The sequence below is a fragment of the Arcicella sp. BE140 genome (assembly GCF_031456255.1).
Classification (GTDB): domain Bacteria; phylum Bacteroidota; class Bacteroidia; order Cytophagales; family Spirosomataceae; genus Arcicella; species Arcicella aquatica.
Map to the genome: position 1 here is coordinate 1 of NZ_JAVDUE010000003.1, position 12,525 is coordinate 12,525.

Below are 12,525 nucleotides of genomic sequence, written 5' to 3' on the forward strand. Positions count from 1 at the left end.
TTAATGAAAGACGATAACTTTCTTGGAAATATTTGTAATGAAATTTACTCAAAAAATCAAAGAACGTTTATTTTATGAAAGCTAATAAGTCCCTCTCTAGTGATTATAAACAGAATTGTTAAGGTCTTGTTTGTTTTCTCTTTTTAAGGAACATTATATAAAACACAAACTTTTCCTATTAGGGGGTGACTTAAGTCACCCCCTAATAGGAAAAGTTCGATAAGGGATTGATAATTATATTAAACCCTTTAAAATCACTCAATTAGTCTTTAAAACGAAAAGGGTTACAACTAAGTTGCAACCCTTTTTCTATTGTAAAATATCAGTTAATTACTTAACTTCAACTTCAGCACCAGCTTCTTCTAAAGATTTTTTCAAACCTTCAGCTTCGTCTTTAGATACACCTTCTTTAACAGCTTTTGGAGCTCCGTCAACTAAATCTTTAGCTTCTTTCAAGCCAAGACCTGTTAAGTCTTTCACCAATTTAACTACTGCTAATTTGCTAGCACCAGCAGATTTCAAGATAACATCAAATGATGTTTGTTCAGCAGGAGCTTCAGCAGCGTCACCACCACCAGCGTTACCAGCTACAACTACTGCAGCAGCAGCAGCAGGCTCGATACCATACTCATCTTTCAAAATTGCTGCTAATTCATTAACTTCTTTTACAGTTAAGTTCACTAATTGCTCAGCGAATGCTTTTAAATCTGCCATTGTATTAAGATTTTTTATTGTTTACGATTTTATTAATTTACTATATGTTTTTGTACTTGGAAGCCTATTTCAATTTGAAAATAAGCTAATTTGGAAATTTGAAAATGATTTTAAGCAACTTATGTAAAATAAACGATGTTATTGTATGAATTAAAGTGCTGTATATCAGTATTTTAAAATCATCACTCATCACTCACAACTCATCACTTATGAATCATCGCCAAGTTTAAAAATTAACCTTCTCTTTCTGAAAGGGTTTTGATGATACCAGCTAATTTGCCACCGCTGCTTTGAAGAGCAGAAACAACATTTTTCGCAGGAGATTGTAACAATCCAACGATTTCGCCAATCATCTCTTGTTTAGACTTAACATTTTCAAGAGCAGCTAATTGATCTTCTCCGATGTATAAACCTCCTTCAATAGAAGCACCTTTGAATTTAATTTTATCTTTACCTGCTTCTTTTTTGAAGTCTTTGATCAATTTCGCTGGAGTCTTAGGATTTTCTGGTGAGAAAATGATTCCTGATAAACCTTTGAAAACTGTATCGTTAAATGAAGTATAGTCTACTCCAGTTGTTTCCAATGCTTTTGCAATAAGCGTGTTTTTAACGACACGGTACTCAAAACCACGTTGGAAACACATTCTTCTAAATGCGTTTACTTCTGCAACAGTTAAACCACCGGTATCTGTAATATAGAAGTAAGGAGTAGCTGCGAACTTTTCGCCCAACTCTTGGATAATTATACCTTTTTCTTCCTTTGTCATGATTACAAACCTTTAACTGTTCCTTGGTCAATTTTAACACCCGGAGACATTGTAGAAGACAAATTAACTGACTTCACGTATGTTCCTTTGGCTGAAGATGGCTTCAATTTCAACAAAGTGTTGATAAGTTCCTGAGCATTTTCAGCTAATTTCTCAGGAGTGAATGAAACCTTACCGATAGAAGTGTGGATGATACCAGTTTTGTCAACTTTGAAGTCGATTTTACCAGCTTTCACTTCTGTAACAGCTTGTCCAACGTTCAAGGTAACAGTACCTGATTTTGGATTTGGCATTAAGCCACGAGGTCCTAGAACACGACCTAAACGACCTAACTTAGCCATTACGGTTGGCATTGTGATAATTACATCAATGTCAGTCCAACCTTTTTCAATTTTTTGGATATATTCATCCAAACCAACAAAGTCAGCACCTGCCGCTTTTGCTTCTTCCTCTTTATCAGGTGTACAAAGTACAAGCACTCGTACTTCTTTTCCTGTTCCATGAGGCAAAGCAACCACGCCACGAACCATTTGGTCAGCTTTACGAGGGTCAACCCCCAAACGAACGTCGATATCTACTGAAGAGTCGAACTTCGTATATGAAATCTCTTTCAAAATTTCAGCAGCTTTCGTAAGTGAATACGATTGCGTTGCATCAAATTTTGATTGAGCTTCTTTTTGCTTTTTTGTTAACTTAGCCATTATTCTTTTCAATTTGAAAATTTGAAAATGAGCTAATTTGAAAATGACATTGAAATTAAAGTTGATTAAAATCAATCTTCAAATTTTCAAATTATCTAATCTTCAAATTAGAAAGGTTTTTCTCCTGTTACGTTCAAGCCCATTGAGCGAGCTGTACCTGCTACCATGCTCATTGCTGACTCGATGGTGAAACAGTTTAAATCAGGCATTTTTGTTTCTGCGATTGTACGTACTTGATCCCAAGATACTGAACCAACTTTTTTCAAGTTTGGCTGAGCAGAACCCAATTTTACTTTCGCTGCTTCCAACAACAAAATCGGTGCAGGAGGAGTCTTTACTACGAAATCAAAAGATTTATCTTTGTAGTAAGTAATCAAAACTGGAAGAATAACACCTGGTTTATCTTGTGTTCTAGCATTGAACTGCTTACAGAACTCCATGATATTCAAACCCTTAGAACCCAAGGCTGGACCAATTGGGGGTGATGGGTTAGCGGCACCACCTTTGCATTGCAACTTTACGTAGCCTGCTATTTCTTTTGCCATTATGGTAAAAATTTAAAATCGTTTGAGTTATTGAAAATTTTCTGCCAATAAGGGTGGAAGCTTCCTTACCTGAAAATCCTCGGGTGTTTCATGTCGATTATTTTGTAACTAAACAATCTGATTCACAGTCATTTGAAAGTACTTATAGACAATTTTACCTGACTGCGCTATGAAACGGACTGCAAAATTACGGCTTTCTTGTTAATATACAAATAGTTATGAAAGAATTTGAAGAGTTTTTTTTAATCAGAGGCTTTAATAGACAATATCGCTTAGAATAATTCGTAAAAAGAATAAGGACAATTAATTGATTAAAGATTATTCAAAGAATATCAATAAATTATGTTGATATTATTGAGCAAACAATATTTCTATTTAATGCTAGAATAATGCTATATGACATAACAATGTGCAAAGGAGGTGACTGCCCGAGGAAACACCTTTGCTACCGATATACTGCTGATATCGAAGGAAGACAGGATTTTTTCCCTAATCCTCCTTTCGATTTCGAGCAAAATACTTGTGAATTTTATTGGCAAGATGTTCAACGATTTGAACAAATTAAAGCGCGTGCCTATGATTTATGGCTTGATGAACGCCGTCCGAGGGGTAGAGCCCTCGACCATTGGTTAAAAGCTGAAAATGAATGCATTTATCAATGGAGTCAATGGGATAAATTGAGCTAAACGATTATTTACGGTACACACAACTCTTATTATCTGACTTTTTGTAGTACGATTTATAGTTGATTGCTTTTGGGTCTGTACAGCCTTTTAAGTTTAACAATTCAATATTACGGAAATCAATTGCATGGCTTTCGGCTTGCATCGCTATATAGCCTTCTTTTAGTGGTTGTCCATCTTTTTTAATCCACTCAGCACCATTATCAATTTTGGCTTGCTTCCAGTCATATTCAGGACTGACAAAACCTCCGCCAATATGTAGTTTTTCAAATGTCAAGACGGTATCGCCTTCAATAATATGGTGAATGAGTGAATCGCCAAATACAATGGCTTCAGCTTTTACCCATTGGTCACCATTATAGGTTTTTGAGTTTGAATCAGTACAATGGTCTGTTACAATTTTACCATTCATATATACTTCTGTCCCTGGCGTACACAGATTACCCGTATGACGCTCGCCTTTACCTAAGCCACCCAATAACTGTAATTCTAAAGACACAGGAAAGCTTTGACCTTTTGATAAACTCTTAGCTGATTGAGAATGCAACATTACCCCACTGTTTCTTACATTCCATGATGCCCCACCAGCCAATTGTTCGCCTTGAAAACGGTATTCAAAGCGAATGATATAATATGAATAAGGAGTTTTGTAATAAATATGTCCAAACTTATCGTCAAAGGTTTTGTATTGGTCATAAGCTACTCGCATCATGCCATCTTCTACACGAAATGTATTTTTATAATTTACATTGAGGTCTTCACCAGCAATCTTGATGTCCCATCCATCTAAGTTTTTTCCATTGAATAGTTTAATCCATTCTTGTTTATCAGCCTTTTTTTGAGCTAACATAGAAAATAAACAACCGTTTAATAAACAGATTAAAATAAGGTATTTTTTCATCGTTATTGATTTAAGATAGATTTTAAAATGAATTTAATCTTATAAGGTAATAATCGTCCAATTTACTCAAATGTTAACGATTGTTAATGAAAATAAATGGACTAAACTATTGAAAATATCCGCAATCTAACCGACATAAAATTAAAAACAATACTATTATGAAAGCAATGCATATTCAACCTAACACTTCGATAGAAGTTGGTTCTAAAAGTAAAATCAAATTAGCTACTATTATTTTAATGGCAAGCATTAGTCTTAACTCTTTTGTAGGTGTTGCTCAACATGGTGACAGAGGCAGAGGAGACGATAAAGGAAGAAATGAAAGACATGATAACGGAAGAGGAAATGACAGAGGACGAGGCGATAACCGTGGCAATGATAATCGTGGTAACGATAGATACGACAATAACCGTGGTAATGATAGATATGATAACAATCGTAAGGTAGTAATAAACAGACGACCAGTAGTGAACCAAACAACAGTTGTGTATAGAAACAATACTCCCAACTGGCGTTATGCATCTTTACCTAGAAGAAACACTGTAGTAAATGTAGCACCAAGTACGTCTATCTCTGTTTCTTTCGGCGGTATCAACTTCCGTTATGACAATGGTGTGTATTACAGACCTTATCAAAATACTTATGTGGTTGCTCCTGCTCCTATAGGTATCAGAGTAAAGTATTTACCACGTGAACACAGAGTATTCAATCTTTATAATCGCCCTTATCATTACTATAATGGTGCGTATTATGAATATCAAAACAATGATTATGTAGTTGTTCCTCCTCCAATCGGGGCATTAGTAGAAAGTATTCCTGATGGTTATGAGAAACTACAAATTAATGGCGACACATATTATATTGTTGACGGTATTCAATATAGAGCCGTTTTACAAAATGGAGAAATTTGGTATGAGGTGATAAAAATAATCAGTTAGGTGTTTAGGTTTTAGAAAGGTATCGAGCCATTGGTCGATACCTTTTTTATGAATAAGCTAAGCGATACAAGGAAGTAATAACCTGAATTCACAACCTTCGCCTAATTTGCTTTTTAGTAGGATAGTACCTTTATGACCTTCTACCATTTCTTTGACGTAATAAAGTCCTAGTCCAAAGCCCTTTACATTATGTACGTCGCCAGTATGTACCCTAAAAAACTTATTAAAAACTTGTTTCTGGTCTCTTTCTGAAATCCCGATACCATTATCTTTTACTGATACCATTAAATTATTACCAATATTTTCAGACGTGATAATGATTACTGGCGGACGTTCGCAATATTTAACGCCATTATCGATTAAGTTGTGAATAATATTGGTAAAATGCAGTCTATCAGCTTTGATTATGCTATGCGTAGCCTTTAAATCAATAATCAACTCTCCATTTTTTTCTTTAAACAATGGTTCACAGTTGATGGATAATTCGTTGATTAATTCATGAATATCTACTTCTTCAAAATTAAGCTTATCAATTTTCTGAGCGATGTTGGCGGTTTGTAAAACCGTATCGACATTCTTTTTTAAACGTGCGGCTTCTTTCCTGATAATAGCAGCATAGCTCAATAATCGTTCTGGAGTATTGACTATCTCTGGTTTCATCAGCACTTCGCTGGAAATAGAAATAGTAGATATTGGCGTTTTGAATTCATGCGTCATATTATTAATAAAGTCGTTCTGAATCTCAGAAAGTCTTTTTTGCTTAAAAATCAGCATTAAAGCATATACAAAAAAGGCCATTACTACCAGTAAAATAGCTGACGAAACAAACCAATTGTCTAAGTCGCTTAAAAGGAATAGTTTTTTATCAGGGAAATGAACCCCAAAATAATAATTATGAATATCTAAGTCAGGGAAATGATAAGAACTGGTAGAATCTGAACGGTCACAGTTTTCGGAATGACATACAAAAGAAGTATATCTGATATTATCCTTCAAGCAATCGTAAATACCAAATTCAAAATTGATGCGAATATCATTATGCGCAAACTCCTGTTTTAAAAACTCCTCCAAAATCATGTGATTAATGGTATCGTTTACTTGCACTGTATAATAGTTTGAAGTAACTCGCTCTACAGGGTCAATGATTTTGTTGTTAGGATTTTTGTTGAATGCTAATATTCTTTTGCAAACTACTCTCAAAGCGGCCGTAGTTCGTTGGTCAAAATCACGGTCTTGGATATTATAGGCTTGATTAAACCAATAATATTGCACAACAATTACTCCTCCTAAAAGAAGGATAGACAAAGCAACAAATATTCTGAGTGTTTTTGCATTCATGGGTAGTAGCCTTTAGGCAATGATTTAATGACTAAAAGACAAAAGATAGTAATCCTTTAGTCATTAAGTCTTTTAGTCATCAAATCCAATAATAAGTCTAATAACGACAACGTTTTTTGCTATAACATTAGTTTTTTACTTAACAATCATTAACAATCGAGCTACGAGTTGGAAACTCGTGTTACTGAGTTTTTTTTATAAATCCCCTAAGATACCCAATACCAAACTTGCCGAATTATAAGCCGCTACATATTCAAAGGTTTTCATATCTAAATGCGCCTTTGAATTAGCATTATCGCTAATACTTCTAATCACCAAACAAGGAATTTTTTGTTGAAAACATACTTGTGCCACTGCCGCACCCTCCATTTCTGTAGCATCAGCACCATATTTTATGCGTAATTCATCAACTTTCTGATTAGAATTTACAAAAACATCACCCGTAGCAATAATGCCTGTCATCACTTTGAGATTTCTGTTTCCGACAATCCTATAAGGTGTTTTTTTAGAAATGCCTTGTGCTTTTTTAAGCAGTGTTTCATCAGCAGGGAAATAAATAGGGTTCATTTCTACATAAGCAGGGTTTCGGGTAGGACGCAGAGTAAATCCTGTAGAATCGATTTTCCCATAGTCATGTTCGAAAGTAGATTTCGCAATGACGATATCACCCGGTAATAAGTCCGGATGAATACCCCCTGCAATACCCGTGAAAATCAACTGTGCAGGATTCCAGTTCATCAATAAAATACTGGTAGTCATAGCAGCATTTACTTTGCCTACACCCGTCAACGCAACTACTACAGAACGCCCACGAAGCTCGCCCGTTAGGAAACGAATACCTTTTAGGTTTACTTCTTTTTTGTTGCTCAGAGAATCTTCCAGCAATTTCACCTCTTGACTAAATGCCCCCAAAATAGCCGTTAATGGTTTCTGGGCCTGAATTTGTAAACTAAATAAAAGTAGGATAAGTATTTTTTTCATGTTGATTGAGTGATTGGTAATTAGTAATTGGTGATTAGGGTTGGGTTCGCAATTAGACTTTTAACTATGTATGGTAGATGTCTAATCACTAATAGCCAATTATTAATCACTTCAAGAAATAATTAAAGATAAAACAGCAAAACCATCAATCACCCAAAGAGCGGGCGATACTTCTTTAGGTTTGCCAGCAAATACCTTGATGATTGTCCAAGACAAAAATCCCCATATAATTCCTTGCGTGATGGAATAAGAAAAAGGAATTAAGACCAAAGCTAAAAATGCTGGAATAGCATCATCCATTTTAGCCCAATTGATTTTGGTAATAGGCTTCATCATAAATACGCCTACCACTATCAAGGCAGGAGCCGTAGCAATAGCGGGGATTACTGATAATAAAGGCGACAAAAACATAAAAGGCAAAAACAAAATACCCGCCGTAATAGCTGTTAAGCCCCTGCGTCCGCCTTGTTCTATTCCTACTGCCGATTCTATATAAGCTGTTCCGGGGCTTGTTCCTAAAATTCCTGCTAATAAAGTAGCCACAGCGTCTGTCAGCAACGATTGTTTAATATTACGTGGTTCACCATTTTCGTCGTACAGATAGGCAGCCTCTGCCAAGCCCACAAAAGTAGAAAGGCTATCGAACATATCAGTAAAAACAAAAGCAAAAATGATAGGGAATAAGGCAAATTTGAAAGAATGGATGATATCTAACTGAAAGATTAAGCTAAAATCTGGAGCAGCTATCAAGCCATTCCAATTGACTAAAGCCTTTTGTCCGAAATTAATGGCTGATGCATCACCCCATATTCTACCAATTGGAATAGCTAGTAAAGTAGTGATAACGATGCCTATGATAATGGCTCCCTTTACATCCCGTACTATCAAGATGGCTGTTAGTAATAATCCAATAAGAAAAGTTATAATGATAGGATTATGAAAACTAGCGATACTTACCAACGTAACAGGATTGGCAATGATAAAATGAGCATTTTCAAAACCAATGAGACTAATAAACAGCCCTATGCCTGCCGAAATAGCAAAACGAAGGGGTTTAGGAATGGCCTTTACGATATAGGTCCGCAAGTTGAAAATGGATAAAATCAGGAAGAAAACGCCCGCCCAAAATACAGCACCCAACGCTACTTGATAGGAAATTCCCATGCCCTTTACTGCCGTAAAAGTAAAAAAGGCATTCATACCCATACCTGGAGCCACAACGATAGGGTTTTTAGCATAAAGCCCCATCATCAAACTACAGAAAAATGAAAGCAAAACGGTAGCCGTTAATACCGCATCAAAAGGCATTCCTGCTTGAGAAAGAATGGATGGATTGACAATGATGATATACATGGTAGCCAAAAAGGAACTTATACCAGCAAGTATTTCAGTTTTTTTAGTTGTCGGAGACATAAAATAAGGTTTTTGTCTAAAAATAAGGATTGTTCATCAGAAAGACAATAAGAATAAACCTTCGGGCTTTATATTATACTTTTGTGGGAAGAATAATTTATAAACCATTTATCCAATGCAATACTTTTTAATATTTTTAGCTTTTCTATGCGGAGCCGTTTTCCCTACACAAGCAGGGTTGAATGCTAAAATGGCAAGATTGGTCGGCAATCCAGTACTAGCCGCCTTGTTGTCTTTTGCTACAGGATTGGTAGCCCTTACTGTATATGCTATTGTTACGCGTATTCCTTTGGCACAATTTAGTCAATTTAAAAATGCTCCTTGGTATGTTTGGTTTGCAGGAATTTTAGGGGCGTTTTATATCAGCACTGTTATCGTATTAATGCCACGTTTGGGTGTAGCTTTAACATTTGGTTTGATTGTAGCAGGACAAATGACGGTTTCGTTATTATTAGACCATTTCGGTTGGCTAGATGCACCTGTCAGAGAAATATCATTGGGCAGGGTTATTGGCGCATTTTGTTTGATAATTGGCGTAATCTTAATTCGTAAATTTTAGCGGTGTATTTAGATTTATAGATAAATAAATAGGCTATTTTTTAATACAAATATGTACTAAAAAATAGCCTAGAAATGTGATTTTGACTAAATGCTTAGAATTTCAGACTTACACCAGCCATTACATTAGTACCAGCTTGTGGATAATAGAAGTTTTCAGTGTAAGATACTCCTTCAAAAATGTAGCTATACGTATAGCCATTAGATTCATAAAGGGTATTGAATAGATTGTTTACCAAGAAACTAAAGCTTACTTCTCTTAATGTCTTTCCTTTGATAGTATAAATGGCACGAATATCGTTCGTGAAGTAGGCATTTAACTTACGGTTTTCATTAGAGGTATTATCCAAATATTGTTTTCCTACATATTTAGACAATAAGCCTAATTCCAAACCCTTCACAGGCGTATATAATATTTGTGAACCTACGATTACATTAGGTGAAAAAGCAATATTTGTTTTACTCAAAGTAGGTAAAAGCGTTTCTGATTCAGTATCGTAATTATAGATTGATTCTGTAAAGTTTTTGATTTTGTTCTCTGAGAAAGTAGCATTAGCATTGATTTTCAACGAGCTATTTAATTGTACGCCTCCTTCTATTTCTATCCCTAAACGATAGCTTTCTGGTACATTTACACGGATGGCACTACCTACATCATTTAGCTTACCAGTTAATACCAATTGGTTATTGTAGTTCATAAAATAACCGTTAACCGCAAAAGCCGTTTTTCCTGTTTGAGTTTTATAACCCAACTCAAAATCATTCAGTTTTTCTGATTTAGGTGTTTTGCCTACGTTATCCACAAAGTCTGAGCGACTAGGCTCTTTGTTGCCCACACTATAAGAAGCATACGCAGATGTGCTTGGAGACACTTGGTAACTTAAACCAAACTTAGGATTAAAGAATTGATAATCTACTTTTTGACCAATATTCAAAAGGTTATCATCTGTTCCTTTAATTTCGTAATTGATTGTTCTGACTTGTAAGTCTGCAAAAGCGTTTAGTTTCTCTGTAAATTGATAAAATGCTTTTGCATATACGTTGAAATCTACTTTTTTAGAATTTCCATTATAATAACGGTCGCCAATTTTTGACGTAGAAGCGTATTGAGCCCAGATAATTTCGCCATAATTTCTACCATCGTATTCATTCAAAGCCCCTCCAAAATTAGCTGTTAACTTTTTACTTCCTTGATAATCAAAAGAGAACGTAGTACCATAAAAGTCATTATCCAACCATTTACGACGAACTAAATCTGTCTTAGTAATCGTTGTTGCACCCAATACTACATTAGGCAAACCATATTTTGATAATTTATCTTGCTCTTTAAATTGCTCATAATATCCACGTCCATACGTATAGTGGAAATTCAAGTTGAAAGTCCAAGCATTTGATAAACTATGTGAAGAAAGCAATTGATAATGGTCTTGCTGATAGTTATCCGTTTGGTTTGGATACGTATATAAATTGAAAGTACGATTGGTTGCTAAAGTAGCTTCTGGAACACCTTCCCAAGCTTGATAAGTTTTTTCTTTACCAGAAAACACATTCAAACGAACAAAAGATTTTTTGCCAAAATAAGCACCAGAAAGGTAAAATGATTTTAAATCAGAAGAAGCACGGTCGATATAGCCATCTGACGTTACTTTTGACAAACGAGCATCAAAGGTGAATTTATCATTTATCAACCCTGAACCCACTAAAAGAGTATTTTTTAAAGTATTGAATGAGCCATAGGCGGAATTGATTTCAGCATAAGCCTGTTTTCTGAATTCGTTAGTAGAAACATTAATGGAAGCACCAAAAGCACCGGCGCCATTGGTTGAAGTACCTACACCACGTTGAATTTGGATAGAACTAACCGAGCTTGCCAAGTCAGGTGTATTAACCCAAAAAGTACCTTGCGATTCAGCATCATTCAATGGAATGCCATTGATGGTTACATTGATTCTTGTAGCATCAGTCCCTCTAATTCTTACACCAGTATAACCCACACCCGCACCTGCATCGGAGGTAGAAACCAGCGAAGGTGTAAAGTTTAGTAACTGAGGAATATCTTGTCCAAGGTTCTGTTTCTGAATATCTTCTTTAGAAACATCTGTGAATGCAATAGCAGATTTGGCATTCGCACGGGTAGCACTTACTACCACTTCATCTGCCACAAAAGTAGATTTATGCAAAACAAAATCGAAAGTAGCATCTTTTTGTAAATCAATGATTTGTACATTTTTCTCGTAGCCAACAAAGCTAATTTTTAATGTATAAGTACCTTTTTTTACATTTTTGAGGATAAATAATCCTTGAGCATTGCTTTGTGTACCCCTTACGGCATTTACTAACGTAATATTTGCACCAGCCAAAGGTTTATTGCCATCAGCATCGACAATCTTACCAGAAATAGTATACTGAGCATACGATTGAGTAGAGAGGAAAAATATTAAAGCAATCAATGTTGAATAGCTTATAATATCATTTTTTTGATTTACCAAAAGGCGAATCATAGCAACGAACTGGTTGAGAACACCTGTTTGAGCAAACAGATTTCTCGGAATAGTCGTTAAGTTTTTCATCTTTGAAAATATTAACAACAGGCAAAGGAGTCAAATCCCGTTAGATTTAACAATGTGAAACCCTATGTAATTGATTGATTTTAAATCTGTTCACGTAATCTAAACGCAAAACCAAATTTACAAAATCCCTTCGACGGAATTACCCGCATCAGGTTCAGTGGGTATAATCTCAGCCCGTTATATTAAGGCACCCCTTTTTGTGATTGTAGAACAAAGGTATAATGAAAATTGATAAATTGTACTTTTAGAGGATATATAATTTTTGATTTTGAGACTTTAGGATTTTGGACTTTAGGATTTTTAGACTTTAAGACTTGAGGACAACGTATTTTTTACCCGCAGATTTTGGAGATTATATTCGCTGATTTACGCAGATAATATTTTGTCAGCGCAAATCAGCGGTTTTAAATCTGTTA

General features: G+C 35.3%; 12 protein-coding genes and 1 riboswitch. Of the genes, 3 read left to right on the top strand and 9 right to left on the bottom strand.

Going from position 1 to position 12,525, the window contains the following annotated elements; translation table 11 throughout:
• Positions 1-330: 330 nt before the first annotated feature.
• The 4 genes from rplL to rplK all read right to left on the bottom strand — a co-directional run bounded on the left by rplL (position 331) and on the right by rplK (position 2,727).
• Positions 331-714: a 50S ribosomal protein L7/L12 gene (gene rplL / locus J2Y60_RS05875; protein WP_184129288.1), complete on the bottom strand. Its 384-nt coding sequence runs from the start codon at positions 712-714 to the stop codon at positions 331-333.
• 233 nt (positions 715-947) lie between these two features.
• Positions 948-1,481, bottom strand: a complete 534-nt coding sequence (gene rplJ, locus J2Y60_RS05880) for a 50S ribosomal protein L10 (protein WP_309914703.1) — start codon at positions 1,479-1,481, stop codon at positions 948-950.
• A gap of 2 nt (positions 1,482-1,483) precedes the next feature.
• Entirely contained in the window at positions 1,484-2,182 is a 699-nt protein-coding gene (gene rplA / locus J2Y60_RS05885) for a 50S ribosomal protein L1 (protein ID WP_309914707.1), read from the bottom strand.
• Positions 2,183-2,289: 107 nt separating this feature from the next.
• Positions 2,290-2,727 carry a 50S ribosomal protein L11 gene (gene rplK / locus J2Y60_RS05890; protein WP_309914709.1) on the bottom strand — a complete coding sequence of 146 codons (438 nt, stop codon included), beginning with the start codon at positions 2,725-2,727 and terminating at the stop codon, positions 2,290-2,292.
• A gap of 389 nt (positions 2,728-3,116) precedes the next feature.
• Here rplK and J2Y60_RS05895 point away from each other — a divergent pair, with 389 nt between their 5' ends.
• The gene (locus tag J2Y60_RS05895; RefSeq protein ID WP_309994567.1) at positions 3,117-3,413 is read left to right on the top strand and encodes a DUF2934 domain-containing protein; all 297 of its coding nucleotides are present in this window, start codon (positions 3,117-3,119) and stop codon (positions 3,411-3,413) included.
• Between the two features lie 4 nt (positions 3,414-3,417).
• On the opposite strand, the gene J2Y60_RS05900 is transcribed toward J2Y60_RS05895, so the two are convergent.
• Entirely contained in the window at positions 3,418-4,311 is an 894-nt protein-coding gene (locus tag J2Y60_RS05900) for a DUF1080 domain-containing protein (protein WP_309914714.1), read from the bottom strand.
• 158 nt (positions 4,312-4,469) lie between these two features.
• On the opposite strand from J2Y60_RS05900, the gene J2Y60_RS05905 reads away from it, so the two are divergent.
• Positions 4,470-5,249 carry a DUF6515 family protein gene (locus J2Y60_RS05905; RefSeq protein WP_309914717.1) on the top strand — a complete coding sequence of 260 codons (780 nt, stop codon included), beginning with the start codon at positions 4,470-4,472 and terminating at the stop codon, positions 5,247-5,249.
• A 57-nt stretch (positions 5,250-5,306) separates the two neighbouring features.
• Here the strand turns inward: J2Y60_RS05905 and J2Y60_RS05910 are convergent, their stop codons facing one another.
• The 3 genes from J2Y60_RS05910 to J2Y60_RS05920 all read right to left on the bottom strand — a co-directional run bounded on the left by J2Y60_RS05910 (position 5,307) and on the right by J2Y60_RS05920 (position 8,981).
• Positions 5,307-6,587, bottom strand: coding sequence for a HAMP domain-containing sensor histidine kinase (locus J2Y60_RS05910; RefSeq protein ID WP_309914720.1), 1,281 nt, complete (start codon positions 6,585-6,587; stop codon positions 5,307-5,309).
• A 195-nt stretch (positions 6,588-6,782) separates the two neighbouring features.
• Positions 6,783-7,568: a 5'-methylthioadenosine/adenosylhomocysteine nucleosidase gene (locus J2Y60_RS05915; RefSeq protein WP_309914722.1), complete on the bottom strand. Its 786-nt coding sequence runs from the start codon at positions 7,566-7,568 to the stop codon at positions 6,783-6,785.
• 111 nt (positions 7,569-7,679) lie between these two features.
• Positions 7,680-8,981 carry an NCS2 family permease gene (locus J2Y60_RS05920; RefSeq protein ID WP_309914725.1) on the bottom strand — a complete coding sequence of 434 codons (1,302 nt, stop codon included), beginning with the start codon at positions 8,979-8,981 and terminating at the stop codon, positions 7,680-7,682.
• A 115-nt stretch (positions 8,982-9,096) separates the two neighbouring features.
• Here J2Y60_RS05920 and J2Y60_RS05925 point away from each other — a divergent pair, with 115 nt between their 5' ends.
• Positions 9,097-9,540, top strand: a complete 444-nt coding sequence (locus tag J2Y60_RS05925) for a DMT family transporter (RefSeq protein ID WP_309914730.1) — start codon at positions 9,097-9,099, stop codon at positions 9,538-9,540.
• A 94-nt stretch (positions 9,541-9,634) separates the two neighbouring features.
• On the opposite strand, the gene J2Y60_RS05930 is transcribed toward J2Y60_RS05925, so the two are convergent.
• Positions 9,635-12,040 (bottom strand): TonB-dependent receptor, encoded by a 2,406-nt coding sequence (locus tag J2Y60_RS05930; RefSeq protein WP_409014214.1) that lies wholly within the window; start codon positions 12,038-12,040, stop codon positions 9,635-9,637.
• A 177-nt stretch (positions 12,041-12,217) separates the two neighbouring features.
• A riboswitch (TPP riboswitch) is annotated at positions 12,218-12,314 on the bottom strand.
• Positions 12,315-12,525 lie beyond the last annotated feature (211 nt).

What these genes read in the sequence shown, in the direction of transcription:
- rplL (WP_184129288.1), bottom strand. Translation starts at nt 714, where the DNA reads ATGGCAGATTTAAAAGCATTCGCTGAGCAATTAGTGAACTTAACTGTA.
- rplJ (WP_309914703.1), bottom strand. Translation starts at nt 1,481, where the DNA reads ATGACAAAGGAAGAAAAAGGTATAATTATCCAAGAGTTGGGCGAAAAG.
- rplA (WP_309914707.1), bottom strand. Translation starts at nt 2,182, where the DNA reads ATGGCTAAGTTAACAAAAAAGCAAAAAGAAGCTCAATCAAAATTTGAT.
- rplK (WP_309914709.1), bottom strand. Translation starts at nt 2,727, where the DNA reads ATGGCAAAAGAAATAGCAGGCTACGTAAAGTTGCAATGCAAAGGTGGT.
- J2Y60_RS05895 (WP_309994567.1), top strand. Translation starts at nt 3,117, where the DNA reads ATGCTATATGACATAACAATGTGCAAAGGAGGTGACTGCCCGAGGAAA.
- J2Y60_RS05900 (WP_309914714.1), bottom strand. Translation starts at nt 4,311, where the DNA reads ATGAAAAAATACCTTATTTTAATCTGTTTATTAAACGGTTGTTTATTT.
- J2Y60_RS05905 (WP_309914717.1), top strand. Translation starts at nt 4,470, where the DNA reads ATGAAAGCAATGCATATTCAACCTAACACTTCGATAGAAGTTGGTTCT.
- J2Y60_RS05910 (WP_309914720.1), bottom strand. Translation starts at nt 6,587, where the DNA reads ATGAATGCAAAAACACTCAGAATATTTGTTGCTTTGTCTATCCTTCTT.
- J2Y60_RS05915 (WP_309914722.1), bottom strand. Translation starts at nt 7,568, where the DNA reads ATGAAAAAAATACTTATCCTACTTTTATTTAGTTTACAAATTCAGGCC.
- J2Y60_RS05920 (WP_309914725.1), bottom strand. Translation starts at nt 8,981, where the DNA reads ATGTCTCCGACAACTAAAAAAACTGAAATACTTGCTGGTATAAGTTCC.
- J2Y60_RS05925 (WP_309914730.1), top strand. Translation starts at nt 9,097, where the DNA reads ATGCAATACTTTTTAATATTTTTAGCTTTTCTATGCGGAGCCGTTTTC.
- J2Y60_RS05930 (WP_409014214.1), bottom strand. Translation starts at nt 12,040, where the DNA reads ATGATTCGCCTTTTGGTAAATCAAAAAAATGATATTATAAGCTATTCA.